Source organism: Halogranum gelatinilyticum (assembly GCF_900103715.1).
GTDB classification, from domain to species: Archaea; Halobacteriota; Halobacteria; order Halobacteriales; family Haloferacaceae; genus Halogranum; species Halogranum gelatinilyticum.
Genome location: NZ_FNHL01000004.1, coordinates 79888 through 106155, shown reverse-complemented (window position 1 = coordinate 106155; position 26268 = coordinate 79888). Strand labels below are relative to the sequence as shown.

The following is a 26268-nucleotide window of genomic DNA, read 5'->3' as shown; positions in this document are numbered from 1 at the left end:
AATGGACACAGACGACACTGCTGCAGCACGACGGATCATGACCGAACTCGGAGAAGAGAGTCGGATTCCCTATCTGAACATCGACGAGGCTGACGTGGGCGTCCTAATCGCGCTTCCAGTCGCTGGCCTCCTGTTTGCTGGACTCGTTGGCGTCGAGTCACTTGCACTGCCGCTGCTCGTGGGTGGTGCCGGTTTGGCGAGTGCCATCATCTACATCACACCACGGCATCTGACAGCACCGGCATGGCTTGGACAGGTCTGGCACTATCTGAAACGGCCGTCGCTGTCTGTTCACGCACCACCCGGTGAGCCGGTCACGCCGACTGACGACCGTGTTCCCTTCATGACTGGAGAGCGCACTCAGGAGTTGACTTCCATCGAACGTGCGTGGAGCGGTGCCAACGCAGTCCAACGGACCGATGGTGCGATGGAAGCGTTTGTCGAGGTCACACCTGGCAACATGGACTTCGCGATGTCCGACGACTGGGCAACACTCCAGGCTGCCGGTGCCGAGTTTGCGAACAACGAGGTCTCGTGGAAACTGAAGTTCCACGCGACGACGCAATCGTTCCCGGTTGAATCGATCGTCGAACGAATCGACGGCCGATTGAGTGACGAGGACGTGGGTACAAACCCTGTCTTCGAGACCCTTCTCGAAGAGTATCGTGAGCAACGTCCTGCGGAGATGCGGAGTCGTGGCATCCAACAGGTTCGATACTTCATCGGCATCGAAGTTCATCCGCTGGAGGTGTATCAACGGAATCGTCGGGAAGCAACGCCTGCGGAGCGGCTCACTGAACTTCCGGTAGTTGGCGTGCTGTTCACCCCGTTTGTCACGCGACGAGAGGACCTCACGGAGAGTGAGCGTCGGAGTCGGATGCTGGAAACGCTCGATAAGCGGCTTAGAGCCGTCCAGTCGGAGTTCATTCAGAAAGCCTCGGGATGGTCGGCACGACGACTCAGTACTGTCGAGCTGTTCACGTTGAACTGGGAGTATTGGAACGGCGTCGAACATCGCGAGTCGACGCCGGAGTCGATAGTTCGTGAACAGCCAGTCGTCGGGGATTCGACTCGGAGGGACGACAATGAGTGAGCCAGTGCTTCAGGGGAGCACAGTTGTGAACGACGTATTCTCTGTAGTTGATAGTTCCACGTCAACGATGGGGTTGGCTGTTGGGGTTACACTGCTTGCTGTCACGGGGATCTCCCTCTATTTCCGGTGGAATGCGGACCGAGACGTGGGTGATGAAGAAGGTGACACGGAGCAAGCAGAAACAGTCGAGTTCGTGGAGTTCTTGACCGCAGAGGGTGGCACCGACGACGTCTCTGAATCCCAACGGAACGTTACTGCCCCGGATGCGATTGAATGGGAGACTCGTGCTGCACGCGTTGGTGAGCAGTGGACGAGTACGCTGTACGTGGCCGGGTATCCCGACTATCCGAAGGATGGCTATCTGAGTGCGTTGTTCGAACTCACTGACGTCCAGTTCGACCTGACGGTCCACGTCCGTCCGCGCGATTACGAACGCGCTCGTAGTGAGCTTGAGGAGGTTGCCGACGACTTGCAGGTCGACGCTGAGTTAGCACAGAGTGTGCGCAGTTCGTATCTCCAAGAACGTGCTGCCGAGGCTGCGGCGACCTATCGGGCTGTCGAATCCGGCCACCAAGTGTTCGACCAGGCGACGTTCGTCACGGTCCGCGCAGACAATCGCTCGGAGTTGCGTGACTCGGTTCGGAAAGTCAAACGGACACTTCGTGACGACCCAGCGAACCTGTCGCCAAAGACAGCCATCTGTGTCCAGGACAAAGCCCTCCAGTCGGCCGCACCGATTGGGATGAACGAACTCGGGCGGGAGTCGATTGCCTTGGGTGGTGCTGTCGGTGCGTTGTTGGCGTCGCCGCATAGTGCGACGATTCTTGAAGACGGTGGGGTCGAGGTCGGTATTCACAAGGACGTCCGTAGTCCCGTCGTCGTCGATCCGTTCGCACGCGAAAACGGCTATGCGATGTTCACCGTCGGCGACCCTGGTTCCGGGAAGTCTTTCGGCGCGAAACAGAACTTCATCCGCTCGATCGAACAGAGCGAAGACCGAATCGGTGTGGTGCTTGAACCACTGAACAACTGGGCTGGTGTGTCCGAAGCACTCGGCGGACAACGAGTGACCGTCGGTGGAACACTCGGGTTGAATCCATTAGAGATCAAGCCCACGCCCGAACACGTTCGACGGGCGATGGGTGAGGACGCAAGCCCCTTTTCGGAAAAGCTCGCAGACGTGTTGAGCTTCCTCGCGAACTACTTCGCGCTTCGCGATATCGAGCTGGGGGATAAACGCACAACTCTGGAGTTGGCTGTTCGGGAAGCGTACAGTCGGCGTGGGATAACGGAAGATGTTGAGACGCATTCGAAAGAGAGCCCGACGATGCGTGACGTCTTGGACGTGCTCGAAGATCTCATCAACGAACCAGAGGAGTTCGTCGTTCGTTCTCCAGCCGAGGCCGAGAAACTCCTCGATGACGCCACGTGGCTCATTGACCAACTCCGACCCTTCGAGGATGGAGGGCAGTACGAGAATCTCGGTCGGGAGACGGACTTCGACATCCACGACGAGAAGGTCGTCTACCTCGATTTGGCCCAACAGGAAGGCAGCGTCGGTGGTGCGACGAGTCTCGTGATGCAACTACTGATTTCGCTGGTGTATGAGCGTGCGAAGGAGACGGACAAGGAGGTCGTCTTCGTCATCGACGAGGCACGCTACATCATGCAGGACGCAGCGAGCCTGTCTTTCTTAGAGACGGTGTTCCGGCATCACCGTCACCACGACCTCTCGATTCGACTGGTGACCCAGACCGTCGACGAGTTCTTCGAGCACGCCGAATCCGAGGCCATCTTGGACCAGTGTGCAATCAAGCAGTTCCATCGGTTGGATGGGATGGACGAACAGTGGGCCGACGAGTTCGGGTTGAACCACGCCCAGATGCGATTTGTGCAGGACGCTGTGCCTGGCAACGAGGAAGCGGGATTTTCTCACGCGTTAGTGGGTGTCGATGGGGAGTGGCGTGGCGTGGAGGTCAGAGCGATGGAGCACGAGAAGCGGGTCATCGACTTCGATCCGACTGAACAGACACGTAGGGAGCTCCGGAACCATGGTGCGTGACTCGCTTGCCGCAATCCGGCAATGGTTGCAAGGAGGGCCGCGAACGCACGTATTAAACAGTCAGAATCAAGAGGATTTAGAAGCGCGAGCAGGAACCCGAGAGTCCACTGTTCGCGTTCGCCCCCGGTCGGATACAGTGAGTCTCGAAGACGCCACACAGCTATGGCCATCGCTGCATCGCGTCGAGACAGACTGGCTCGGTCGAAACCTGAGTCCGACCGTCTCCTTCGAACTGTGGAACGACCGTGGTGATGTGAGCTGTGTGTTTACGTCTGGAGACGAATCGTTGTCGCTCCTTGAGCAAGCTCGGAGCCAGTATCGTGACGCAACAGTGACGACTGAGACAGGTGCCTTCGCACTGACGACGGGACAGCCGACAGCCGTGGTCGCATTGCCACTTCGACGAGAGGGCCTGTTACCGATTCGTCGCTACGACGTTGAGGGTTTCAAAGCGGACCCCTATGGCCCACTCGTTGCCGAGTTGCTTGGTGGCGGTGAGTTGCGAGCCGGTCTGCAGGTCGTCGTCCAACCCGCGAAAAACTCGTGGGTGCGAGGTGGGTGGACTGCCGACAGCATCGAGATGGTTGCCGAACGACTTCGAAGCCCTTCAGTTCGTGAATCACTCGGTGGCGTCTGCGAAATTGAGGCGTCCAAGGCACAGCGACAGACGGCACAGGTCGTGCAAGCCCAAGCGGGTATGCAGGCGTTTCACGCAGACGTTCGTATTGTGGTTCAGGCGGACACGGCGTCGACAGCAATCACCCGCGCTGGGACCATCGCTCGCGTGTTCAAACGGTACTATACTTCCCAGAGCAACCAGGGCTTTCGACAGGAGCTCCTTCGCGGTGACGACCTTCGGACTGTTCTCGAGGCCGTTGCTACACGCGAGGTGACGACATACGGCTATGGGCTTCTCACGACCCCCGAGCTAGCTGGCGTCGCACACGTCCCGTCGATGTCCACACTCACACCGCCTGTCGATGGAGATCCTGTGAGTTCCTACGACGTCGTTCCGGACCGAGCCCCGTCGTTCGAGGGTGAATCCTGATGCGATGGCGTTCGCTGTTTGGTTCTGGGACGGGAGAGACATCGGAAGAGGATACAGCGGAAAGACGCGCTTCAGAGGTGGCTCCTGAGGAGTCTGTGCTCCCAGACGGGTTCGACATCCGAGCGACGGAGACTCGCCGCGGGAAAGAACTGACACGGACCGTCGAGACGGCCACTGGAGGTCTCGAAACTGTTGTCGGTGAGTGGCCACAACGACTGTTAGAGCATTCAGCGGAGCAATCGAGACAGCCGACGTGGGTCGGCTATGGCCGTGGCCGACTTCGCGAGGCGGGGATTGCCTTCGAGAACCTCTTTCAGCACCTTGGCGTGTTCGGAACCACAGGATACGGGAAGAGCACGGTCCTCCAGAACCTCCTGTACCAGTGGGCCCGCGGTGACCACGGCTTCTGTTTCATTGATCCGAAGGGCGACACCGCCTACGATGTGTTGCAGTCACTTCCTGAAGCGCGCCTTGCGGACGTTATTTGGATTGAACCAGGGGCTGACAGAGACCGGACAGTCGGATTCAACTTTCTCGATGTCGGATTCGAGCCATCGCACCCACAGTACGACGCCGCTATCGAGGGGCTGACCGAGGACCTCGTTGCCCTCCTGCGAGCGGACCGGTATTGGGGTGCGCGAATGGATCGGGTGACGCAAAACATGCTGCGGGCGATGCAGCGCTCGAAGTACGAATACACGCTCTTGGACGTCTACTTCGCACTTGCCTCGGAGAGTAGTCGTCAACAGTTCGCTGCCCTCGTCGACGAGGAAGAACTCCCGTTCATTCGTGAGTATACCCGAAAAATCGCTCAGTTGAGCGACTCAGAGTTAGAGCCACTACTTGGTCGGTTCCAGCCGTGGGTTGAGAACCCGGTGACTCGGCAGTTGCTTGCGCATCGTGAGTCGCCGATCAACATCGCCAATGCCGTCGAGTCAGGGAAACTCGTCATCGTTCGCAATGCTACCGAGAGCACGACTATCGGCCAGATGATTGCGACGGCTGTGATGCGTCGCGTGTGGGCGACGATCAAAGCCCGAAAGCGAGTCCCACTGGCGGACAGAGAGCCGTTCTTTCTGGTCGTTGATGAGTTCGATGCCGTCGTCGCCCCTGATGCTGACGTCGAACGGATGCTCTCGAAGGCGCGGGCGATGCGGATGAGCGTGACTCTCTGTTGCCAACAGCCCTCTCAACTCCCGAAGGCAACGCGGGAAGCGATGTTCGGGAACTGTGATACGCTCCTGACGTTCCGGCCCGGGAATCCGAACGATGCCCGGCAACTCGCCCAACGGTTCGGGGACCTTGATGCAGACACGATTAACAGTACGCCACAGTACCAGGCGTGGGTTCGACTCGCGCTCGACGAGGGTAAACGGACTGACCCACTCCGTGTGCAGACGTTCCCAGCGATGGTTCCCCAACGGGATGGACAAGATGTTGAGCAGGTAATTCGGGAGAGTCTCGACCGGTACGGGAACGACCGATTGGACGACAAGACAATTCGCTCGGAACTCCGATTCGACGCGTCGACAGGTCGTGGCTCTGTTGTCGACAGTGATGGTACACGTGGCGGTGAGCAGGATGTTGCAGCACTCATGCTGCAGTCGATCTACGCGCAGTCAATTCGGGTAGCGCGTGAGTGGATGTTCGTCTCGGAGGTCAACGAGGCGATGAAGAGACGGACGAATAAACCGCTCGAGCAGAGTCAACTCTCCAACATTCGCGAGCGTCTGACTGGTGAGTATCTCGACGCGCGACGACGCGATGGACGGATGCAAGTCCGGCTTACACAAACAGGCCAGGGATGGTTGTTCAACACCGGCACTGCGGCGAGTGGCGGCGGAGACGAGCATCGGTTTGTCCTTCGAGAAGCCTTCGAGGCGTTCACTGCGGCGGGATTCGACGTGACGCTTCCCACGCAGGACGGTGGTGAGCTCCCAGATGGGATTGCAGCATTGCCCATCGACCCAATGAAAGCGAGCACACCGCAGGACGTCCAGCGACGTCTGGAACAGCTTGAGACAGAGTATCCAGTCTGTGCCACCGTGAGTGACGGCCGTGAAGTCGCACTTGAGGCAGAGACGACGACGCTCTCGAAGCCGATGCAGACACTCACCAACCTCCGGAAAGCAATCGAGGCTGGACGACGTTGCGTGTTTGTCTGTAAGGATGGGTCGGCAGAACACGGAGACGTTGCGTATTGGGCAAAGCGCGGTGTGTCAATCCTGACGGACCCACCATGTGTTAGTGAGGTGGATGGCCGATCACGGACGTTCTACACGACGTCGACGACGCTCTCTGTGGGTGAAGACGGAACAGCCGTCCGACCACAATCGAACACGCGAAGCGAATGGGTCGAAACCGACAGCGGGCTCATTAACCGGGATTCCGGTGGGTCAATTCATGTCCAACTCGGTGGTGTCGAGGATTTAGATGCAGTCTCGCCCTCGGACGTCGAAGCCTACTACACTGTCGACCGCGCGAGTGGGGAATACGCTGTTGAGTGTGGGGACCGGACGTATCGCTACAGTTCGATTGACGAGTTCGAGGCTGAGTGGGGGCGAGTGTATGAGCCGTTCGTCCCCGAACGAGAGTTTCCGCGTGATGTGCGTTCGGAGGACTTTCTGTTCGTTGTCGTCCCTGACTCAGGGTCAAAGTACGAAGAATTGCAGGTGGTTGTCGGTGGGGAGTGTACGCCGTTGTCAGAGTATGGAACGGATACGGACACTACTCAAGACGGCTATTCGGATGGAGAGGTGGAGGGGCTAATGGCTGGAATGAGACCTGTTTCTGAGGGGTCGTCGCAGGACAGTTGCGATGGGACGAGCGATGACCTAATTCTGTAATCGTTTGCCAGGCAGCTTCACACGCGACTTTTGAGGTCTTAACCTTGTCTTCCAACACTCACTCGAGCAACTGTCGTGCGTACCGATAGATTGGTGCACCAAGCCAATCTCTCTGCTCAGCGATTTCCCCAAGGATGTTCCTTGCCTCATCATCTGTGAGTGCCCCCCGCTTGACGAGGGCGCGGAGAACGATGGGAGACAGTGCGACTTCAGCATCGATTAGACGCTGTAACTCAGGAAGTGCACGGTAGTCGTCAGTAACGAAAAATGGTGCCTCGGTTTCCCGAACTGCGACTACACAACTCGCTTCGCCAGCGTCGATTCGGCTCGTTTCCAATTCTGTCGGGCCTGTCGTGGTGACTTCGAAGTGATCAACGAGAGTCAGTACATCTGCCGCAGCACGTCCATGGCGATCGTCGTAGTCGGCTGTTTGTTCTAGCTCTTCGATGACGACCTGTGTAGTCAATACGTTGAACTCTGTCAATGTCTGCTGGAGAACATCACCAACTGCAAGCGAGATGAACGCACTTGTATCGACAACGATCATTCAGAGACCTGCGAGTTCGTCTGCCAACTCTTCCCCCCGGTCAAGTACCTGCTTAGAGGCTCGGACCGCCTCTGCATCTTGCCGCCCGATAACGTCTACCAGTGCCTCAAATTCGATTTGATCATTCAAGTAGAGTTCTACAACTGCTTCTCGAAACTTTTCTTCGGATTCGATCTCCTCGAGGTACCGGCGTAGTGCCTCGATAAGCACTTCTGTGCGATTTTTGTGCGTTATTTTGGCGGCGATATCGGCTTGCGTGACTAGCTCCTCAGGAAGCCGAAAATTCACTCGTTTTGTGTTCATGTTGTATGTACGTTGTACCCACAACAATGAAAATGTGTTGGTCACTCACCTTCTGGGAGGAGTTTGTTCAGTGTTTGCTACAGGTCACTGGTTCCGTGGATGGTACCGTTCGAGATCAGCGTCGTGTTCCTCAATGAGGTAATCACGGATTGCGATTGTCGCGTTCCAAATCGTGTCAATCCGCTCGTCGACGTCATTTCGCTCGCTGTTGGTTTCGCCCGTCTGGAGTTCTGACTCGAGATCGTCGACGCGCTTTTGCAACCGCTCGATTTCCTTGACGAGCGATTCGGCGTCGGTCACAGACTGCGAATACAGTTCGTCGGCGAATTCGTGGCCGGCGTCGGTTAGCGTCGCGATCTTCGCTGGGAGTGGGCCATCTCCCATTGGGGGCTGCTCTGTCTCAACGAGTCCGAACTGATCTGGTCCGAGCTTGCCGTTCAGCCGGTAGTTGATTATTGTCGTGTTGTCGATGTCTGTATACCGGCGGATTTCGCTCGTGTTTGCTTTGCCACCCATCTGAGAGAGTGCCCAGATGATGTCTTTGGACTTCGAATCGAGATCTCCGAGACCGACCATTCTTAGGTAAGTGAGGGCCGTATTAGGACGCAAAGCTTCCGATTTGGAAGGTGTAGGGTGGATTTCTAGAAGAATAGACACCCCATGGCGATGGTGTTTTGTACACACGAAATGGGCGATGAGACACACCGGAGTTCCGGAGCCACTCGTACAGTCTCTCAGAGAGAGTACGTTTCGTCTGTTCTCCCATCCAACGGGCGAGAATCTGTTCCAAAATCTTGTTGCTAACGGTGGAACGTGCGCTTCAGCTCCTCTACCGTTCGATTACTCACGAAATCCACTTTCTGAGAGTTCCGGAAGAGTGGTGTGTTTCTTCTATCAGGTCCGCTATCGCTTTGCAGGTGCTGGCCCCTAGTCCTTGCTCTAGAGGCAGTTCCCAGCGTAGAGATTGGTTACGAAGATTGATTGTCTCGTTATCGTGGATGTCGATTCTATCCCATAACTTGAGCCAGAGATAGAACTATTGCTTTCGAGTTCAAAGTCAATCACATGAGCGAGACTTGGGTTGAACAAACATCTGCATTTGACCGGGTGAAGAGCGTCGCTCTTACACTCTCAACGCCACGTACCGCTGTCTGGATTGCTGAGGAAGCGCACGTTTCGGAGAATACCGCCCGGAGTCATCTCTCACGACTGGCTGAACTCGGTGTACTCACAACAACCACGACTGACCGTGGCACTGGGTACAGTCCTGATGCAATCTACACGCGTTCACAAGATATTCGCGAACTCATCCACACAAATACCGAAGACCAACTCGCTACGCAAGCAGTTGAACTCCAAGAAGAATTGGCGTCGTTTTCAACCACGTATGATGTCGAGTCACCAACTGCACTCAGAACGTCTATTGCAACGGCTAGTCTCTCTCCGGAAGAAGCACGAGAGCGTCTCGAAGCGGTCTCCGATTGGGAGTACGCACAGTATCGGCTGTCAGTAGTGCGGGACGCACTCGAACACTACGACACTTACAGTTCGTCACGCCCAGCGTCGGCATGACCGACGAACCACCGTCTGGTAGTCGTGAGCCAGGTGCTGAGCGTCACCGTATTCTTCGCCAGCTTCGCCAGCAGCTCGAGCAACACCCTGCTATCGAGGCTGCGTGGGGCGAGCCAGACGGTGCGTATGCCGAAGTGGGTGCGGCAGTTTCTCCGACGTACTTCGGACGTGACGCTGAAACCGCGACGCTTCGACTCGTGTGGTACCCCTCACCAACTGTCACCGAAAGCGATTCTCGTCCAGACCCCGCAGATCAGACGACTGCTGGACCGCGAACTCACTTCGAGGCTATGTTCAAATTGCACTACAGCGAGTCCAGTAGCTACGACTGTGGGTTTCATAATGAACCCAATCCACACGTTGAGGGATGGTTTCACTTCCAAGAACGACCCACATCAGACGCGAAATACGAGTACTCACCAGCCAGTCTTGATGCCCGGACACCAGCTAGTGCCCTCTGGGAGTTGCTTGACCTGCTCGAAGACCAGATTCGGAAATAGTCGTTTTCGTTGAGCGAGCGCGCAAGCGCCAAGTTCTGTCTCTCACCGATTCCGTGGATGGTACTGTTCGAGATTAGCGTCGTGTTCTTCGATAAGGTAGTCACGGATTGCGATTGTCGCGTTCCAAATCGTGTCAATCCGCTCATCGACATCGTCCGGCTCGCTGTTGGTTTCGCCCGCCTGGAGTTCTGACTCGAGATCGTCGACGCGGTTTTGCAACCGCTCGATTTCCTTGACGAGCGATTCGGCGTCGGTCACAGATTGCGAATACAGTTCGTCTGCGAATTCGTGACCCGCGTCAGTGAGCGTCGCGATCTTCGCTGGGAGTGGGCCATCTCCCATTGGGGGTTGCTCTGTCTCGACAAGCCCAAACTGGTCTGGCCCGAGCTTTCCCTTCAACCGGTAATTGATGATGGTCGTGTTGTCGATATCTGTATACCGGCGGATTTCACTCGTGTTTGCTTTGCCACCCATCTGAGAGAGTGCCCAGATGATGTCTTTGGACTTCGAGTCGAGGTCTTCGATGCCAACCATTCCTACAAGTGTGAGGGCTGTACTGTGAGGCAAAGATTCCGGTTTTGAAAGTGTTGTGAAAATTTCTAGAATATCCGATATTTTGTTGGTGTTGCTTTGTACATATACTGTGGCAGATGAGACACACCGGAGTTCCGAAGCCGATTGTACGGTCTTTCTGAGAGAGTACGTTTCGTCTGTTCTCAGAAAACCGGGGGAGGTCAAACCCGGTGTGTGAGTTGACTCCAAGAACGTGTGCTACCACAATCACTCAATTTCGAAAGAGAGGCCAATGTATTCCGAGAGAAACTCTGTAAAAATATCGTCAGTAACCTACGCAGATTTGGGGAGTTGGAAGTCGAAGAGTTGCTCACGAAGGTGGTCCGGTGACTCAGTTTTCCCCCACGTGATGAACGCTTCGACGAGTGCCGGGTCGCTGAAGTCAACGTGGCGGGCGTCCTCGCTCCCCCAGTTGTAGACGTGTTTGGGGAGCCACTCGGCGTCACGCAGTTCGGCACGGATGGCCCCTGCTGCGGTGTCGGCCGAAACCTCACCGGCAGCGTAGTCATTGAGCGCGTCCGAGGTGGCCTCGAACATCCGACCTGCGTCGGCGACGAAAGGAGCTTCCGCTCCCGGGCGGCGTTCTGTGAGTATGCTATCGAACACTGCCCGCTCACCCGACTCGAGGTAATCGAAACAGTGCCGTTGGATGTACAGATCATCGAACAGCATCTGTCCAAGCGTGAGCTGTGCCCAGGCGTTCCACGTCTCGAAATCACCAGTTGCCTTGTACGCGTTGCTGACCGTGGCGTCGACTTTCTGTTTCCGTCGACCGTCGCTACGGTGAGTCATCGAGCGGGTGAACGACGAGTATTGGGACATTTGACGTCCGGATGACGCGCTCGGTGACGCTCCCGAGAAATGCGTGTGGGAGACCACGCCGGCCGTGTGTACCCATGACGACGAGATCGATGTCGTTGTCGATGACGTAGTCGGTAACGACCTCGTGTGTGACGCCAACTCTGATAGCTTTGGTGACGTCAATGCCGGCTTTCTTTCCGACTCGTGCGACGGCATCCACCGCGCTCTGTGCGCGATCTCGGAGAGGCTGGCGGAGTCGTGCTGGGTCGATCTCTGTGGGTGTTCGAAGACCGAGTTCACTCACGTCGACAACCGAGAGGGCGTGGACTGTTGCGCCGTATTGCTTGGCGAGGTCGATGGCGTGGTCGACGGCACGACTGGCCGTTTCACTGCCGTCGGTGGGGACCAGGATGGTGGTGTACATCGTGAGTTGTGTAGGTTAGCTAAGAGTATGGTTGTTCCCTGCGGCACTCTCTTCGAAGGTACTGGTGGGTTTCCACTACGGCTCCAGCTGTTCGATGAGAACCGCTCGAAGCAGCGTCCGGTGACAGCGTTTCTGGTTCGTATTCTCGAAACAGACTAATGCCAGTTGTTCACCGCCACGGAGACGGTCTGTGAGTTCGTCCATTGCTTGCTGTGCATCGGCGTCGTCGGCGAGATGTGACCGGTAGCGCGTCTCGAACTCGACGTCGTCCCACGCAGCGTTGTGCGCCCCTTCGTCACACAGGCCTTGCATTTTGAAAGGGCCAGCGGCCGACGCTAGGCCACCAGAGCGCGCACGACGAATGATGGTCTGGTAAATCGTCATATCTCTTCTTTCGTACACACTATGGGCGAAAGACTCGCCAGACAACACTTGGGTGAGCCAAACTGGTGGTAGATTTCTCTAGACGAAGGACGCGGAAGAACGCTGCAGATAACTCGCTATCGTCGTGTGCACGACGGATGAGTCTGTTGACGTATCGGTTAAGCAGGTCAGTTCCGAACGGTTTGGGCCCTGTTGTTTCGTCGAAGCTGAAGTCGTTTCCGACGGCGACCGTCCACGCTTCATCGATTGTCTTGTTCGTGCGTTCGAAGAACCGTGGACCAAGTCCATCGAGTCCATTGACGAGTTCATGATGCAGCACGAGTGCATCCAGTGCAGCAACAGACATTCCTTGGCCATAGACGGGGTTAAAACTCGCAAGGGCGTCGCCGGTGACGACGAGCCCCTCGGGAAACCGTTCGATGGCTTCGTAGTGCCGACGGATACTTCCAGGGAATGGATACTGTTGGATGTCCGAGACCCACTCGTGCTGGCGAAGTCGCTGGCCGATTTCGTCGAGTGGTAGCTGCTCGGCCCACTGCATAAATGTCTCGCGATCGTCCGGTGCTCGTTCTCCATGCATTCCTTGGAGCAGTACTTCCCAACGGTCGCCCTCAACGGGAAGCATGGCTGCCCCCCGTGGGCGATGGACTTCAGGTGCGATGAGGACACCCCGGTGAATGTCCGAGGGCCGGTCGATGCGCACAGTGCTGTAGGTGACGTCTACTTCAACTTCGTCGACATCGGGCACTGGGTAGCCGTGTGCCTCGAGCCATTTCGGAGTCCGACTGTTCCGACCGGTTGCGTCGACGATGAGTGCTGCATCGAGTGTTCTCTCGGTTCCCGCTTCGTCCCGATAGCACACTCCAGTCACCTGTTCGTCGTCGCTATCGTACTCGTACTCACGGAAGTGACAGTCTCCTCGCAACTGAATCTCGTTGAACTCTCGAATCTGCTCGCGTACAACGTGTTCGAAAAGCGGTCTGCTGGCGTAGAGTGCCGGGAGGTCAGCGGCAGGTTCCGCGACAGGGGCTCCTTTGTCGTACCACACGATGTCCTCACCGACCTCAAGCAGCAGGCCCCCAGCGGACTGCACGGCCTCAGTGAATCCTGGAAAGAAGTCTTCGAGAGTGGCTCGACCAGCTTCGAGCATCGCATGTGGCTGGCTGGTTTGTGGTGCCCCATCGCGCCTCTGTGGCTTCCTCGGAAACTCGTCGCGATCGAGGACGACAACTTCATCGAATGAATCTCGAAGAACTCGTGCTGCACAGAGCCCCGCCATGCTGCCACCGACGACGATGGCTCGACATCCAACAGGCTGTGTTTGGCCTGGATTGTACTGATTGAGATTCGCCAGCGTCACTCAGATAACTCTGTGTATATGACACAAAAAGCTACTCTGTTGAGATGTCTGTGACCGGCGCGATTGTGATGGGGGGCAGAGTCGTCTGTCGACATCCTCGGTATGGTTGTTCTCAGACCAGTCTGAGCACGTCACCTGGTGAATACAGGAACACGCTCTCACATGGAAGGCCGACTCAGTGGTGACGACGCGTCGACGCAGTCGCCCGCCTCTGGGTGATGTGTTTGTGAGCTCGGCGGTCATCGCGCCGTCGTGGCTGTGTCGATGGCCAGAAGAGCCCATGCGACGGGCGCGAACAGCACCGCTTTGTGTGGGTGACACAATCCCACACCCATGAGCAGTATTCGTCCGGACGAACTCGACGACCGTCTCGGGTCGTCGGGAGACGAGCCGTTTCTCCTCGACATTCGTCCGACATCGGCATACGAGTCAGGTGCTCTCGATCGGAGTCACAATATTCCTGTGTACGATGAACTTCGTGGAGGTGATGCGTCGGCGTTGCGCGCCAGGTTCGGGGAAATTCCGTCTGATAGAGACGTGGTGGTCGTTTGTAAGATGGGAATGGTCGCCAAGCGAGCGACGAGTATACTCAGAGAAGAGGGCTATGACGCATCGACACTCCTCGGCGGAATGAGCGGCTGGAGGGGGTATCAGAACAATTCGCTGGGGTACAAGATCCGGTCGCTTGTTTGGCGGTTGCGGTAGTTCGTGCCGGGCAATCGCTCGTACGGATGTGTTTGAGAGCCCTGTTTGTTCTCACGCTCATCACACCTGTTGTGATACGCTCCGAATAGACATTCTGCTCAAACTCGTTGCTTCGTCGTCTACTACTCCTACAGCCAGAAGGGTGTTGTCGAGTGCTGCTGCTCACACTAGTGCAAGCAAGCGCGTGGTGGTTTGGGTGGGTGTGTCCGTTGTGTGGACTACCGACCTGGTATCACGGCGTCTCTACTTCCACCCCATCACAACATCCGTGATTGCTTGTGACGTTGTGGACGTCGCGGCGAGTTCGCCGACGGCGTGTTCGGAGAAGACGACGCGTTTGGTCCCACGGCGTTTGACGATGCGAACGTCCTCTTTGCCGAGTCTATCGAGGAAGTCCATGACGCGCGTGACTGTCTGAGTGTGTGGCGTCTGGCCTTCTTTGGCCTGCAGGAGCTTGCGGACCGTGGTTGAGTCGATCGCGAATCCAGCCGGAACTTTCTTCGCGTACTCGCGGATGTCCTGTGCGATGAAGCGTGCGCGTTCTTGGTTGGCTGTGAGTTTTGATGCGGCTTTCGAGGGGAGTCTGATGAGTTGCTGCAGTGGGGAGGCAGTGTCTGTGGCGTCGGTTTCGGGGTCGTCTTCGAGTGCGTGGACGCGCTGTTGGAGGTGCTTGCGGTGGTCTTTCGAGGTGTGGAGGGTGGACTCGATGTCGTCTACGATGTCGCGGTACTCCGCGAGTTGCTCGCGTTGGGAGGCGATTATGTCCGCTTGCGCTTCGACTGTCTCTTCGAGTTGTTCGGTCTTCTGTTCAAGTTCGTCGACTCGGTTCTCAAGTTCATTTAGGCGGGTCGCGACGTCGTCTGAGGCATCGTCGCTCATTCAGTTTCCTCCGTGGTGAGGGATAATTGTGCGACGAGACCTTTTTGAGTTGGTGGCGTGTTCGGTTGCATGCGGTTGAGGTTCCTTTGACCGCACCGGATCCGTGTTCTAGCACGGGTCCTTTCTGAGAGGACCAAGTGATTCGGTGAGTCGTTACTTTGAGAAACTCATGGTGGGTACTTCAAGGTAGTCACTAAGAAGTGCTCAAATAGTTCTATTTTGTGCTTGCAGTTCTACATATCGGGTCTGTTAACAGGTCCTTCTGACTTGCTCTCGTATGCGCAAACGGGGGGAGTGGATGAAACCGACCGACGACCAGATCCTGGAGCTGTTGGGCGATTCTGAACTGGTGTTAACGCCCACCGTCATAGCGTTCAACGCTGGATTCAATCGCTCCCACGTGAACAGACGATTGTCGGAGTTCGTCGAGAGAGGACTTGTGAGACGTGTTGAGAGAGGAAAATACGAAATTACGGACGAGGGACTTGGATATCTATCTGGGAGCGTCGATGCGTCAGAGTTGTAGTCTCCGAACATGAAACCTGATTTAATCTGGTTTATTGCTCACGTGGGTCACTCACGAATTCATAAATTCCCGTTCCGAACAGGTTCTCTAGATGGTTATGCTCTTCAAGTCGTTTGAGGCGCTGGTATAGATACTGCCTCGATGGAATTTCACTGTCCTTCAATCCTTCATGACGGAATAACTCGCGTAGTAGACGGGGTGCCACTCGTCCTTCTTGGGCATAGTCCAGAATTTGCCGATCAAGTTCATTCAAGTCTGAAGCAGAGAGGGTCATTGGTTTTGACCTACACTCTCATGTTGCAATAGAACCTGCGTCTCGCGTCTAGTTACGACGTCAATTTACATCGTAAAGTATAGGTGGACGTATGCTCTCCTCTTATTCAAGAAAGACCAGTTGCTCAGGGCGTAGAAGTGCCCAGGTGCTGGAACACCTGAGCTGGTCTTTCTAATTGGAACCAAAAGACCATGTTTACGAACGAACGCACTATTGGTAAGCCTACCTCATCGAGGTCGGCAGCGAACGCAAAGCAGACTAATTGTGACGATTGCGACAGGCTGGGCACACTCCCTTGCTTCGAATGTTACATGGAGGCTCATGTATGAGTCTCGCACTGGAACAAGCGGTTGCTGGATTCCGAATCAACGAGGGAACGTCAACTGTCTGCAACCAGTGTGGAATCACTCTCACTGAGCGTAGTCCACTCACGATTCGACTTAGAAAGAAGGATGACTGCTGGAATATCTTGGAACGTTACTGCGTTGGTTGTGCATCCGCCTCGTTTGATTCTCTTCCTACCACCTCGGGGATTGAGGTACTTGTTGAAGGTCGTCTTGGTGTTGCTCAAGACGCGCTTACTCAGCGGACCTGGTTGACACTTGTCGCACCAGTTGTTGTTGAGATGGTACGCCCAACCCACCTAATCTCTCACCTATGAAGCGGACCAGCTCGTTTGAGGTCGTTCCCAAGTCTGATTCGGACGGGGAGTTGCTACTCCGATTATTGGATGCTTCTGCTGCGCTATGGAACGAGGTCAACTATGAGCGGCGCCAGCAGTATCTCGACCCAGGCGGAGACGTGTGGGACGTCAGTGAGTACCGCGACCGTTATAGTGGAATTCTGGGTGTGTCCACAGCCCAACAAATTGAGAGAAGAACGTACGAAGCATGGAGCTCATTTTTCTCACTCTCAAAGAAAAGTAAACTGATCAATCCACCTGGTTTCTGGGGTAATCAAGAGGAGGGGCGCAAACTTCGGACATACATTCGCAACACGTCGTACTCAGTTGAGTGGGGAGAACACTCACGATTGGAAATACTTGTTGGGCAAGACCTGATAAACGAATACGGGCTTGCTCACTGTGAAGGACTCCGACTGGAAGTAGTGGCGAACCCAATTGGAAAAATCACGGCAAATAAGGCCGTCTGGAACTACAGTACAATGATGACTTGGAGCAATTAGTGACCTTCCAATCAGTTACGATTGACGCCACTCAATTAGCGTCCCATCAGGTGACGAAACGGTGGCTCTATACATTAGTGCTAACAACCTTGTCGCCTGCACAGACGACGCAATCATGTGCAAGACACACTTGCCCAAAATTTGATTAAACGTCTGTACGAAAGAGCCATTTCAATGATGTACGTCGGTGAACTAAAGAACGTACTCAGTACGACTGGCCGGGTCGTGTGAACGCGAAGGCACACAACTAAACCGCATGGAGTGGTGGAGGTGTGTCATCGGCGGTGACACCTTCACCCGCAAGACTGGCAAACGGATTCCAAACGTTGAGGGTTCTATAACACACCAAACGCGGCAACATCGGGAGCAAAGCTCATTTGCGCGCTCTACTCCGATTAAAAACCACTTATCAACTCAGTTTCTGCCTCTATGAGACTGTACGAAGACGCCAATCAAGTTTGCGTTCAATCTCGTCGGCGAATTCATCGAGATAGACAAGTCAAACAAAATTTAACACCCATGGCCGGTGATTTGAAGGCCTAAATTGACCCTGTGCAACTGTCGGGTGAAATCACGGCCAATTTACCATCATGGACACGATACCCTTTGGAATCGCGTGATTGCGACACATCCTGTTTTTGCCGATGGAAAATACTATACCACTATCTGTTTAAACAGTGCTCGATGGTAAAATCTCCGAATTTGACACGTAAACAGGAGATAAAAATCGCTGCAGTTATCGTTTTACTCGGGTTTACATCTGCTCTCTTTGTCTTCAGTGGATCAACAGCGGCGTTTCCTCCATCACATGCGGCGCAGATGGACACGATCACCGACCTCAATACCTTACACTGGGAGAAATCTGCCACGCCAGGGTTCCATCTCTACGGAGCAATGATTTTGGAAACCCTAGATATATCTGCGCTATATATTATGAAGACACCATTTATCATTTTTGCAATCGCGCCTATATTTTATATGCTTGCGAGAGAACTTTCTGGCAGTCGTATTATCGCTGCTTCATTTACCGCGGTTAGACTAGTAAGCGGAAATACAGGCACTGGCAAGCACTTCCTGTATTCTCACGGTCTTGCGAACGTTCTGTATCTCTTGTTATTAACAATCATCCTACTAACGCTGAGGCGGCGTGATTTCAAATGGCAAATTAAAATAATCATGCTTCTTTTGCTGTCGTCTACCATGTCATTATCATATGATATCGAGGCGATCTTGCTACTCCTGCTTGGTTCGATGGTTTTCATGTCCATGTTTTATGGCCGTCGAATTTCTTCACAAGTGGGTAGTATTTGCCTAGTTTTTATCATAATGGTGGTTGTGGAGCTGGGTGTGAACGGCTTTTTCTATAACAAAGCAGTCCCACTGTTCGCATCAGAGAGGATAATGGAGGTAACCAGTCTAGATAAATTCCTGCTGGCATACTTCGGCAGTAGCGGTACATCTGAACTGTCGCGCTTATATCTGACTCGTCCTCGCATCATCACTCAACTCGCGGTAGTCAAGTATGTCATATTTGGGACAATTTCAACAGTTTTCGGTTGCATTTTCTTCAACCGTACGATTATACAACGGAAGATCCCCAAGTCGGCTTTGCTTCCTGCTAGTATGTTTTGTTCTGCGGCAATTTGGCTTGTAATGAGGCTTGCTATCGGAAGTATTGCAATTGACGCTATCGCGCTTCCAGCCACTGTTGCTTTGCTCTGGATGTACAGGTCCGATCTTGATGGAATTCTATCAGTATCTTACAAACAGATTGCTGTTGTTGGGATTGTCTTGCTCTTGACCGCAAATGCAGCGTTGGCAGGGGCGCGCATCTCAACAGGGCAAGTGGTGGATAGAAATATATCAAGCGACACTCCCGAGAATTTGGAACTGTTTCTCCACAAGTACGAAAGTGACGAGACAAAGATTAGAACAGATGTGAAGACTTGGTTCCGAATTGAATTATTCCGCCATGTGAAAAGAGACATAACGAGGTCATCGTGGGATGGTGAGATAAAATCTCTTGAACTCAAACATGTAAAACACCTCCTTGGAGAGCAGAGTCATGTTGACGATGATATCCTATACATTATAGACTACGAACGTGATAAAGTTGCACTCATGAATTGGGTTCATCTAAAGACATGGCTAGAGAGTCGAGAAGAGATACGATCAAACACTCAGATTAACAAGATTTACTCCAGTGGGAGAGCGGAGATTTATAATAACGCTGGCCTGAAATCCACATCCATATGACTTTGTTCCATCTCTAGAGAATAACTTCAAGAAGCGAATTCACAGTTTCAATAGCAATAGGCGGCATGGTCGCTATGCTTCTCCACAAGCGGACGATGTTCGTACGATAGAGACAAACTATCTCTCACCATTCGGCTCTGTAGTTTCGGTACACGGCGGTTGATTTCACGGATATCGGACGCTCCTACGGAGGTTGTAGACGGTCGCTTTGAGAAGCATTTCACGGAACTCAAGCCACCAGCTACGCGCACGCACGGCAGCGCCGAGCGTGCGCTTGATGCTTGAGAAGACGGTTTCTGACATTGAGCGACGGTTGTACCGATCACGATCCATGCGGGCGTTGTGGGCGTGATCGAGTGGATTCATGATCCTGTGCTTGATCAGCGGTCTGATGCCGTTTTCGCGGAGTTCGTCGCGGAAGGCTTTTGCGTCGTATCCTCGGTCGGCAGCGAGGCTCCGCAGGTCGCCCGCCGGAACGCGGGCGACCTGCGGGCCGATCTTCGCATCGTGTTTCTTGCTCGTTGTGGAGTGGATGTCCGTGATGTACAGCGTTTCGACATCCACGAGTGCAGTGACTTTCAGCGCCCGGACACGGTAGTGCGTGCGGTTGGCGTAGTGACGGCTGGGCTGGTCACGGTCGAAGCCGGTCGAATCGATAGCAGCGTGGCCAGTGCGTTTCTCGGCGGACGCACCGAGAAACGCACGCCACGTCTTCGTTGGAATCCGCGCAAACCACGTGCGAAGCACCGTGTAGTGTGGAAGTCTGGTGAGCCCGATCTCTTCAAGAACGCCGGGCATTTCGCTGAGCAAATCTACCGCAACGCGGTAGGATTTGCCCAGCTCGATGCGGAGTGCATGAAGCGTGAGCATCGCCCATTCGGCGAACCCGCCACCCCCTTGGGGGTCGGCGGGTTCGTCTGAGTTATCGACAACTGATTTAGCCTTAGCGACCGTAACACGGGTGAGGAGACGGAATTCCGATATCAAACCATTCTGTCTCTTCGCTTTCTACGGCAATAACGCAGTCGTGACGTCTCTGTCTAGCGAAACTACAGAGCCCACCATTCTTAATCGTGGAATGCGACACCGGTACACCATGCCGGCGAAATTCACTTACAATTCGGTGTGCGACTCGTGCTGACAGAGTACGAGGACGAGTCTCTGGCCTATTTACACCGACGACTTCGAGCCTGAACTCACTCGAAGACGACGACAAATTCTACCGCAAATAGGTCATCCAAACGATCAGAATACACTGTAGGAGACGTTAATGCTAATGTCTGTGGAATCGAGCATCCCAGTGCTAGAGTGGCACTCACTGTATTGAGGCTTCTTGAAGGACAGGTTGACACAGTATCTTCGTGCCTCTCAGTTACACAGCGAACTCTTCAGAAAATCCGGTCGAGAAGCACTTAAACACGCGGTCAAAACTGCTCTCTAAAATCAACATAGTACTATGTGTGTGGTGGTATTGTCAATCGGGAGCGTCATTTTTCGACGCCGTTGGTGAGCGGATGGAGACGGATTCCTTCTCTTGCATTAGAACCGCCGTCTTCTTTATTTACTCCTTTTGTAGAGCAGAGTTGTATATTTGTGTGAGATCTCTCTTATGTGCTTCCCATGAAAATGATTTTTCTATCAACTCTCGATTCCTTCTCTTAATTTCATGAAGTTTTTTTCTTTCATTCCCCAACCTTTTAACCGAATCTCTAATCATCTCTTCATTCCTTGGTGAGATGAGTATTCCATTCTCACTTCCGATTAATTCCGGAATACTCCCGACATTTGTAGACACAATTGCATTGCCACCAGCCATAGCCTCGAGAATAACGATTGGAAGTCCTTCAGCGTACGAAGGTAATATAAAAATGTCAGACCTATTTAATATATCCTGTTTGGTGTCTTCTGAAACATATCCATGATATCTGACGTTTTGATGCTGGTCAGATAAATCTTGGATAATTGATGATAGTGGGCCCTTCCCTGCAACGTCAATCTGGATGCTATCATCATCGCCGAATTGCTCTACAGCGTTAGAAAATTCTCGAACACCTTTTCGCTTCACTAAGTCCGAAATATAGGATATTCTCAGCTTACCAGATTCATTCTCTTCTGGTGCATAATCACACACGTTGACTGCATTTGGCAATATCTCTAATTTGTCTTGGTCAGTATGATTTGAAAGTACTTCTTCCCAATATGATGACAGACAGACTATTTTGTCCACTCTTTCAAATACTACTGATTGATACGCATTAGATAGAATTCCATCTGATTCTAGAAATTTATCAAATGAAGATCCATGAATGTGGAGGACAGTCTCGATATCCCAGAAATATGTGGCGATTAGCCCAAAGAGCGTTTCCCGGTAGAAGGGTATTCCTTGTGCTACATGCATATGTACAATGTCTGGTGGATCTTGACGAACAAGTTTGATCACGTCTTTGAAAAGCTTCAGACTGGCATACGGGACCAATAGAACTCGCCTGACTTCAGGAGCTGAGACATCGAGGCCGATTATTTCATTGTCGCGCTGTAAGTGCCTTATCTGCTCATTAGTGTACTGAGCGATTCCCCCAGTATCTCTGTCAATGGCACCAATCACTAGAATAGTCATTTCAGTCATCTATTCGGTTGTTGCAGATTCAAAGTACAAAATAATAATGAGTCGCGTTTTGACCTATCGCTTGATTAGGTCAGTCACGTGCTACAGGCAATTCCGAATATGTTTGCAGATATCATTAGCTTGGGATTCCCACGAATATTTCTTTGACGTCTTCCTTCCTCCATCAATTAAGTCTTTTGCAAATTCAGGGTTCTCGTTAATTCTCTGGAGTGACTCTTGAATCTGGTTGGGGTTTCCAGGCTCAACTAGTAGACAATTTTCTTCATGGTCTGCATACTGGCAAATGGTGTCCAAGTTTGTCGTTATCAGTGGTGACCCTGCAGCCATTGCCTCAAAATTTGTCATGCACCATGTTTCGTCGTAAGAGGGGTGACAGACTATGTCTGCAGAGCATAAGTAGTCTCTAACTTTTGACCGAGGCTTTCGACCGTGAAATGTAACTCTTCTTGAAACGGACTTTTTGGAACATATTCGCATTAAATTTTTTTCATATTCTCCTTCCCCGATAATGTGCAGTTGGAATTGTGGTTCATTTGATATTGCCTTGATGATATCTTGTACCCCTTTATTTTTGATTAATCTACCAACAAAGACAATTGACACCCCTTGGTCTGGAAGCACTGATTGCTTACCCTCTGAGAAGAATTCATAATCAACTCCTGGTTCAACGACACCATTAGTCCGAATTCTCACTTCGGTTTGGAGTCGGTCAGCGATCGATTGAGAATTGGCAATGGTCAATTCAGACGAGGATACAAAATCATGAATCTTTGTACCTTTGTTTATCACATCTAATGAATGATATTGGAAAATGCAGGGTATATTCACCAGATTTGAAACTAAGATATCGTCAACTGGGAAACCTGTGAGAAGTACGTCGCACTGGCTCCTGATGTCAGATCGCATTCCACGGAGCACACCTGATAGAAATAATGATAAGCTGTCAATCTTTTCAGGGGCAAGTTTGGACTGAGTCAGTTGTTCCAGTCGTTTCGCCATCACTGATCTATCATAGGTGATGACGTTGACGTCTGAATCTGCAAGTTTTGGTGCAACTTGTTCATCTGCTGAACTGAAGACGGTCACAGAATGTTCTTTTGCAAGTTGGGCGGCAATCTCTTGAAGGTATACTGAAACCCCTCCACTCGTATTCCATGATACCCTTCTGTGGTATATTCCAATTTTCATTTTCGAACAATTCACAGATATCCAAGATCACTCAACTGGTCTTGAACACTTGGACTGAAATCCGATCTCTCGGGTGAATAATTCGTTTCACTCCACTTGTGTTCCCATTCGTCTAACCAGGCATTCATAATGTCTACCTGCTCTTTTTTCACGCTCGCCTGCTCAGTATCCAATTTGAATAAATTTGTATGTTCGCTAATCCGTTCAAGGCGATAGTTGTTCCCAATTATGCTTGTCTCGTTACCTGTAGGAAATTTATTTAAGTCGAACGTTGGGCTCTGCTTGGAAATCAAATCTACCTTCTTCTGAGACCTTTCTTTTCCTCTCTGGACGACTGCATACTTGCGAGGGTCGCTCTTGTAATGGTGCCCTGCTGGGACAGACAGGCCCAAGTTGTTCTCTTCGCTAATCACTTTCCAAATATCTGCAGGCTGGATAGGAGAATCTTTGGGCAATTCCGGAAGTCCTGAAACAATCATTGGCACTTCACAGACTGCGGAGTGAGTTGATAACATATGCGCTAACAAGTCATTTTCTCCAAAAAATTCTCCATGATCTGAGGTTATCACAATAATCGGATTGTCAAGATACTTTCTTGCCGTTTTTGTGAGTCTTCCAACTAATGTGTCCACATACCTAATTAACGAATCATACATCGTGGTTATTGCCTGTAGTTCTTCTCCAGAAAATTGAACACCGTCGCCAATACTCTTGTGCAAATTCGACGACATTTTCTCCGCGAGCTCAACTGACTTCTTCACTCCTAGTGGGGATTCAAAACTAGACCTCCACAGCTTAGGAGGAATGTACGGATGATGTGTGTCAAAGTGATGAACGTAGAGGAAGTGAGGGGACTGGTTTGATTTTCTCTTTAGGTTTTGAACAGCTGCTTCATTTGTGAGATACCCTAACGAATGCCGATTCGTCTTTGTTGTGTAACCTGCTGAATGTCTCCACAAATTCAAGATGTATTTCACTGTGGAAAGGACTCCAACTTCGTTGATCAGAGTCTCTTTTCTCAGTAGGTGGAAGTCATCAAACCCTCTATCCAGTCCAACATCTGGACCAAACTGAGGATTTGCTGAAATGGCAGTAGTCGAATATCCCCTTGATTGAAGTTGTTCAGGAATCGTCTCCATGTTTTTCGGTAAGCTACTCTCGCCAGACCACGTTTGATGGACTGCAGGTGGATAACCAGTAAGGATTGACGCAGATGAAGCTCGTGTCCAAATTCCATGGCTATAAGCATTCGATGCACTTGACCCCTTTTCATTAGCAAGCAACGAAATATTCGGTGTGGTATCTCGTTCGTAATCCGAAATAGAGGTATGATCGTATCTGACACTCTCAAGTGTTACCCATAGGATATCTGGATGGGCTGCGTCTCCATCATTCATAGTCACTTCATTGTCTTTTCAATTCGGAACTAATGTTTTTATCGATTTACTGATTTTTCGGTGACTTGCCAGCGTCCCTAGCGCACTGGACCTGGCTCCAGCAGCCTAGCCTGATGAGATGGTGTTTTCAGGGAAATGTGTAGATAAAACAACATTTGTGGCTGGCGTTGATTGAAACCGTTGGTCATTGCTACTGGTACCTACCTGAACGTGTGATGTAGTCGTTCTAGGTTCCCCTCTACGAATGATAGAGGCCGTCTGTGTCGCCTTCGTCATTGTAGTAGGGCCGCGAGTGGAAGTCAGATGTGCATATGTTAAAGAAGTAGTATGAGTATATCTTGATGGACATACTGGTTAGCAACTCGTTCGAGTTGTTGAGTCTTGCACTTTCTTTATAGATGATTTATAAATTCGTTTGAAGGCGGAAAGACCTTGGTTCTTCCACAGAACGTAGGGAGAGGCTCTTCAAGAATAGGTTTGATACTTCTATCTATATCTCACATCCTCGATACTTATTACGCTCCGATGCCCCTATATCACCTCATTCACCAACTTTTCCAGCTTGGCAACGTCAACACTGAGATTCTTTCCATCCGAATCACATAGGAGCGAGTAATAATCGTGACTTAGTGACTTGGAGAGTGTATAATATGCTGCCGAACAGTCGTCCTCTTTAAGCAATTCAATGACCGAAAGCGAATTTGAGTATATTATATCTGTCAACCCCGCCCCGTGAGGTGCGACAACAACATCAGCTTTTGAAAAAATCCGAATGTTTTCCTGTACATTGTTCTCAGAAAGTGTAACTAACTCAAACCCATAGGATTTGAGCATTGTGATTACTTCTTTTTCATTAGTGACTTGGCGGGTTGGCGCATCCTGTCTCGATATGTATACTCTCGAACTATGTCCTTCAGATTCTACATCCACTATTTCTCGCATTTGGTGCCTCAGATACCGGTAATCAACTGGAGCTGGATCACCTGGGTCAAAGCCACGTCTGTTTGATGGCACTATTAACCGGTTGACTTTCATCGACGAGACATTGTACCTAATGATTTGATCGTTAGCAAATCCCAATAGCGATAGTGTATCTTCCTGAAAGCGAGTGAGGTTTGGACCAACAATTAATTTCAAATTAGTGTTGGTGTGTTCAATATATTTTTTTATGCTGATTAATCGTGTTAGTGTCTCTGTTGTCCAATGGTAGTATCCTGAATTCCATTTATTGAATAATAATACGCCTGTGTCGACTTCCTTACGGCCACTGTATTGACCCGTTAGTAATCGCGAGAGAGAATACCCAAGATGAAGTACAAGGTGAGATGTTGAAACAACTGCCTCTTGAATTATTGAACGGCCTTTGATTGGGATTGGATAGTCTCCTACGATGTGTACCTCATGCAATATCCCGACAAAAGGCTGGTCCACCTTCCGCCTTCCTGATTTTGAAGTAATATAGTCTGGTGCTGTTTTAGTCTCTTCCTCATTTCCATCAATGTTCAAATAATATGGGTCACCATATGTATATATTGTACCATTCTCCTCAAAAGCCTCCTTTAGCTTCTCTCCCCGGATGAATATAAATGGAAAATATGAATCTAGAATGTCCGCAGTGGGCTGAATAAGTGACGTCGCTAAAAGCCTTGACCCCCACTTAATCCCAGAGATGATTCCGTTCTTCTTGATCTCAAAAATCGTTTCACTGATGATGCTCAT

General features: G+C 52.0%; 21 protein-coding genes and 2 pseudogenes. 9 read left to right on the top strand and 14 right to left on the bottom strand.

The genetic code is table 11. The features are described 5' to 3' along the window. Window position 1: 1 nt before the first annotated feature. The 4 genes from BLR57_RS14030 (at window position 2) to BLR57_RS14015 (ending at window position 7049) form a co-directional block, all read left to right on the top strand. Entirely contained in the window at window positions 2-1093 is a 1092-nt protein-coding gene (locus BLR57_RS14030) for a TraC-like domain-containing protein (RefSeq protein WP_089698594.1), read from the top strand. Further along, window positions 1086-3155 (top strand): VirB4 family type IV secretion system protein, encoded by a 2070-nt coding sequence (locus tag BLR57_RS14025; RefSeq protein WP_089698592.1) that lies wholly within the window; start codon window positions 1086-1088, stop codon window positions 3153-3155. The genes BLR57_RS14030 and BLR57_RS14025 overlap by 8 nt, the downstream gene beginning before the upstream one ends. Window positions 3156-3291: 136 nt before the next feature. Then, a complete protein-coding gene (locus BLR57_RS19015; protein ID WP_139173361.1) occupies window positions 3292-4203 on the top strand; it encodes a DUF8128 domain-containing protein in 912 nt (303 codons plus the stop codon). After that, window positions 4203-7049, top strand: a complete 2847-nt coding sequence (locus tag BLR57_RS14015) for a type IV secretory system conjugative DNA transfer family protein (protein ID WP_089698588.1) — start codon at window positions 4203-4205, stop codon at window positions 7047-7049. Before BLR57_RS19015 ends, BLR57_RS14015 begins: the two co-directional genes overlap by 1 nt. 58 nt (window positions 7050-7107) lie before the next feature. Here the strand turns inward: BLR57_RS14015 and BLR57_RS14010 are convergent, their stop codons facing one another. The 3 genes from BLR57_RS14010 to BLR57_RS14000 all read right to left on the bottom strand — a co-directional run bounded on the left by BLR57_RS14010 (window position 7108) and on the right by BLR57_RS14000 (window position 8415). Next, window positions 7108-7596, bottom strand: a complete 489-nt coding sequence (locus BLR57_RS14010; protein ID WP_089698586.1) for a PIN domain-containing protein — start codon at window positions 7594-7596, stop codon at window positions 7108-7110. Next, window positions 7597-7899, bottom strand: a complete 303-nt coding sequence (locus BLR57_RS14005) for a ribbon-helix-helix domain-containing protein (protein WP_089698584.1) — start codon at window positions 7897-7899, stop codon at window positions 7597-7599. 84 nt (window positions 7900-7983) lie between these two features. Continuing rightward, the gene (locus BLR57_RS14000; RefSeq protein WP_139173360.1) at window positions 7984-8415 is read right to left on the bottom strand and encodes a hypothetical protein; all 432 of its coding nucleotides are present in this window, start codon (window positions 8413-8415) and stop codon (window positions 7984-7986) included. Window positions 8416-8964: 549 nt separating this feature from the next. On the opposite strand from BLR57_RS14000, the gene BLR57_RS20040 reads away from it, so the two are divergent. Next, on the top strand, window positions 8965-9471 hold the full coding sequence (locus BLR57_RS20040) for a DUF7342 family protein (protein ID WP_089698579.1): 507 nt from the start codon (window positions 8965-8967) through the stop codon (window positions 9469-9471). 542 nt (window positions 9472-10013) lie between these two features. On the opposite strand, the gene BLR57_RS13990 is transcribed toward BLR57_RS20040, so the two are convergent. From BLR57_RS13990 to BLR57_RS13970, 5 genes and pseudogenes are all read right to left on the bottom strand, one after another. Further along, window positions 10014-10505: a hypothetical protein gene (locus tag BLR57_RS13990; RefSeq protein ID WP_089698577.1), complete on the bottom strand. Its 492-nt coding sequence runs from the start codon at window positions 10503-10505 to the stop codon at window positions 10014-10016. A 312-nt stretch (window positions 10506-10817) separates the two neighbouring features. Beyond that, entirely contained in the window at window positions 10818-11336 is a 519-nt protein-coding gene (locus BLR57_RS13985) for a hypothetical protein (protein ID WP_211603275.1), read from the bottom strand. Beyond that, window positions 11323-11769: a universal stress protein gene (locus BLR57_RS13980; protein ID WP_089698574.1), complete on the bottom strand. Its 447-nt coding sequence runs from the start codon at window positions 11767-11769 to the stop codon at window positions 11323-11325. The genes BLR57_RS13985 and BLR57_RS13980 overlap by 14 nt, the downstream gene beginning before the upstream one ends. A 75-nt stretch (window positions 11770-11844) precedes the next feature. Continuing rightward, window positions 11845-12084 (bottom strand): annotated as a pseudogene (locus BLR57_RS13975) (DUF488 family protein, N3 subclade); the annotation flags it as partial. An 88-nt stretch (window positions 12085-12172) separates the two neighbouring features. Further along, a complete protein-coding gene (locus tag BLR57_RS13970) occupies window positions 12173-13513 on the bottom strand; it encodes an FAD-dependent oxidoreductase (protein WP_170830648.1) in 1341 nt (446 codons plus the stop codon). A 333-nt stretch (window positions 13514-13846) separates the two neighbouring features. Between BLR57_RS13970 and BLR57_RS13965 the strand changes: the two genes are divergently transcribed. Then, a complete protein-coding gene (locus tag BLR57_RS13965) occupies window positions 13847-14218 on the top strand; it encodes a rhodanese-like domain-containing protein (protein WP_089698568.1) in 372 nt (123 codons plus the stop codon). A gap of 243 nt (window positions 14219-14461) precedes the next feature. Here the strand turns inward: BLR57_RS13965 and BLR57_RS13960 are convergent, their stop codons facing one another. Further along, window positions 14462-15097: a hypothetical protein gene (locus tag BLR57_RS13960; RefSeq protein ID WP_089698566.1), complete on the bottom strand. Its 636-nt coding sequence runs from the start codon at window positions 15095-15097 to the stop codon at window positions 14462-14464. Between the two features lie 298 nt (window positions 15098-15395). Between BLR57_RS13960 and BLR57_RS13955 the strand changes: the two genes are divergently transcribed. The 3 genes and pseudogenes from BLR57_RS13955 (at window position 15396) to BLR57_RS13945 (ending at window position 19338) form a co-directional block, all read left to right on the top strand. Beyond that, window positions 15396-15623 carry a helix-turn-helix domain-containing protein gene (locus BLR57_RS13955; protein WP_089699061.1) on the top strand — a complete coding sequence of 76 codons (228 nt, stop codon included), beginning with the start codon at window positions 15396-15398 and terminating at the stop codon, window positions 15621-15623. Window positions 15624-16554: 931 nt separating this feature from the next. Beyond that, window positions 16555-17330: pseudogene (locus BLR57_RS19975) on the top strand (IS200/IS605 family transposon protein TnpB); the annotation flags it as partial. A gap of 454 nt (window positions 17331-17784) precedes the next feature. Further along, window positions 17785-19338 (top strand): hypothetical protein, encoded by a 1554-nt coding sequence (locus tag BLR57_RS13945; protein ID WP_139173358.1) that lies wholly within the window; start codon window positions 17785-17787, stop codon window positions 19336-19338. Window positions 19339-19503: 165 nt separating this feature from the next. Here the strand turns inward: BLR57_RS13945 and BLR57_RS13940 are convergent, their stop codons facing one another. From BLR57_RS13940 to BLR57_RS13920, 5 genes are all read right to left on the bottom strand, one after another. After that, entirely contained in the window at window positions 19504-20325 is an 822-nt protein-coding gene (locus tag BLR57_RS13940) for an IS5 family transposase (protein ID WP_089698561.1), read from the bottom strand. A 574-nt stretch (window positions 20326-20899) separates the two neighbouring features. Beyond that, window positions 20900-21964, bottom strand: coding sequence for a glycosyltransferase family 4 protein (locus tag BLR57_RS13935; protein ID WP_089698559.1), 1065 nt, complete (start codon window positions 21962-21964; stop codon window positions 20900-20902). A gap of 81 nt (window positions 21965-22045) precedes the next feature. Further along, entirely contained in the window at window positions 22046-23152 is a 1107-nt protein-coding gene (locus tag BLR57_RS13930) for a glycosyltransferase family 4 protein (RefSeq protein ID WP_089698557.1), read from the bottom strand. 11 nt (window positions 23153-23163) lie between these two features. Next, window positions 23164-24549, bottom strand: a complete 1386-nt coding sequence (locus BLR57_RS13925; RefSeq protein WP_139173357.1) for a sulfatase — start codon at window positions 24547-24549, stop codon at window positions 23164-23166. Between the two features lie 531 nt (window positions 24550-25080). After that, entirely contained in the window at window positions 25081-26268 is a 1188-nt protein-coding gene (locus BLR57_RS13920) for a glycosyltransferase family 61 protein (protein WP_089698552.1), read from the bottom strand.

Excerpts from the sequence above, each read along its gene's own strand:
- BLR57_RS14030 (WP_089698594.1), top strand. The coding sequence starts at position 2 with ATGGACACAGACGACACTGCTGCAGCACGACGGATCATGACCGAACTC.
- BLR57_RS14025 (WP_089698592.1), top strand. The coding sequence starts at position 1,086 with ATGAGTGAGCCAGTGCTTCAGGGGAGCACAGTTGTGAACGACGTATTC.
- BLR57_RS14015 (WP_089698588.1), top strand. The coding sequence starts at position 4,203 with ATGCGATGGCGTTCGCTGTTTGGTTCTGGGACGGGAGAGACATCGGAA.
- BLR57_RS14010 (WP_089698586.1), bottom strand. The coding sequence starts at position 7,596 with ATGATCGTTGTCGATACAAGTGCGTTCATCTCGCTTGCAGTTGGTGAT.
- BLR57_RS14005 (WP_089698584.1), bottom strand. The coding sequence starts at position 7,899 with ATGAACACAAAACGAGTGAATTTTCGGCTTCCTGAGGAGCTAGTCACG.
- BLR57_RS14000 (WP_139173360.1), bottom strand. The coding sequence starts at position 8,415 with ATGGGTGGCAAAGCAAACACGAGCGAAATCCGCCGGTATACAGACATC.
- BLR57_RS20040 (WP_089698579.1), top strand. The coding sequence starts at position 8,965 with ATGAGCGAGACTTGGGTTGAACAAACATCTGCATTTGACCGGGTGAAG.
- BLR57_RS13990 (WP_089698577.1), bottom strand. The coding sequence starts at position 10,505 with ATGGTTGGCATCGAAGACCTCGACTCGAAGTCCAAAGACATCATCTGG.
- BLR57_RS13985 (WP_211603275.1), bottom strand. The coding sequence starts at position 11,336 with ATGACTCACCGTAGCGACGGTCGACGGAAACAGAAAGTCGACGCCACG.
- BLR57_RS13980 (WP_089698574.1), bottom strand. The coding sequence starts at position 11,769 with ATGTACACCACCATCCTGGTCCCCACCGACGGCAGTGAAACGGCCAGT.
- BLR57_RS13965 (WP_089698568.1), top strand. The coding sequence starts at position 13,847 with ATGAGCAGTATTCGTCCGGACGAACTCGACGACCGTCTCGGGTCGTCG.
- BLR57_RS13960 (WP_089698566.1), bottom strand. The coding sequence starts at position 15,097 with ATGAGCGACGATGCCTCAGACGACGTCGCGACCCGCCTAAATGAACTT.
- BLR57_RS13955 (WP_089699061.1), top strand. The coding sequence starts at position 15,396 with ATGAAACCGACCGACGACCAGATCCTGGAGCTGTTGGGCGATTCTGAA.
- BLR57_RS13935 (WP_089698559.1), bottom strand. The coding sequence starts at position 21,964 with ATGACTGAAATGACTATTCTAGTGATTGGTGCCATTGACAGAGATACT.
- BLR57_RS13930 (WP_089698557.1), bottom strand. The coding sequence starts at position 23,152 with ATGAAAATTGGAATATACCACAGAAGGGTATCATGGAATACGAGTGGA.
- BLR57_RS13925 (WP_139173357.1), bottom strand. The coding sequence starts at position 24,549 with ATGAATGATGGAGACGCAGCCCATCCAGATATCCTATGGGTAACACTT.
- BLR57_RS13920 (WP_089698552.1), bottom strand. The coding sequence starts at position 26,268 with ATGAGCATCATCAGTGAAACGATTTTTGAGATCAAGAAGAACGGAATC.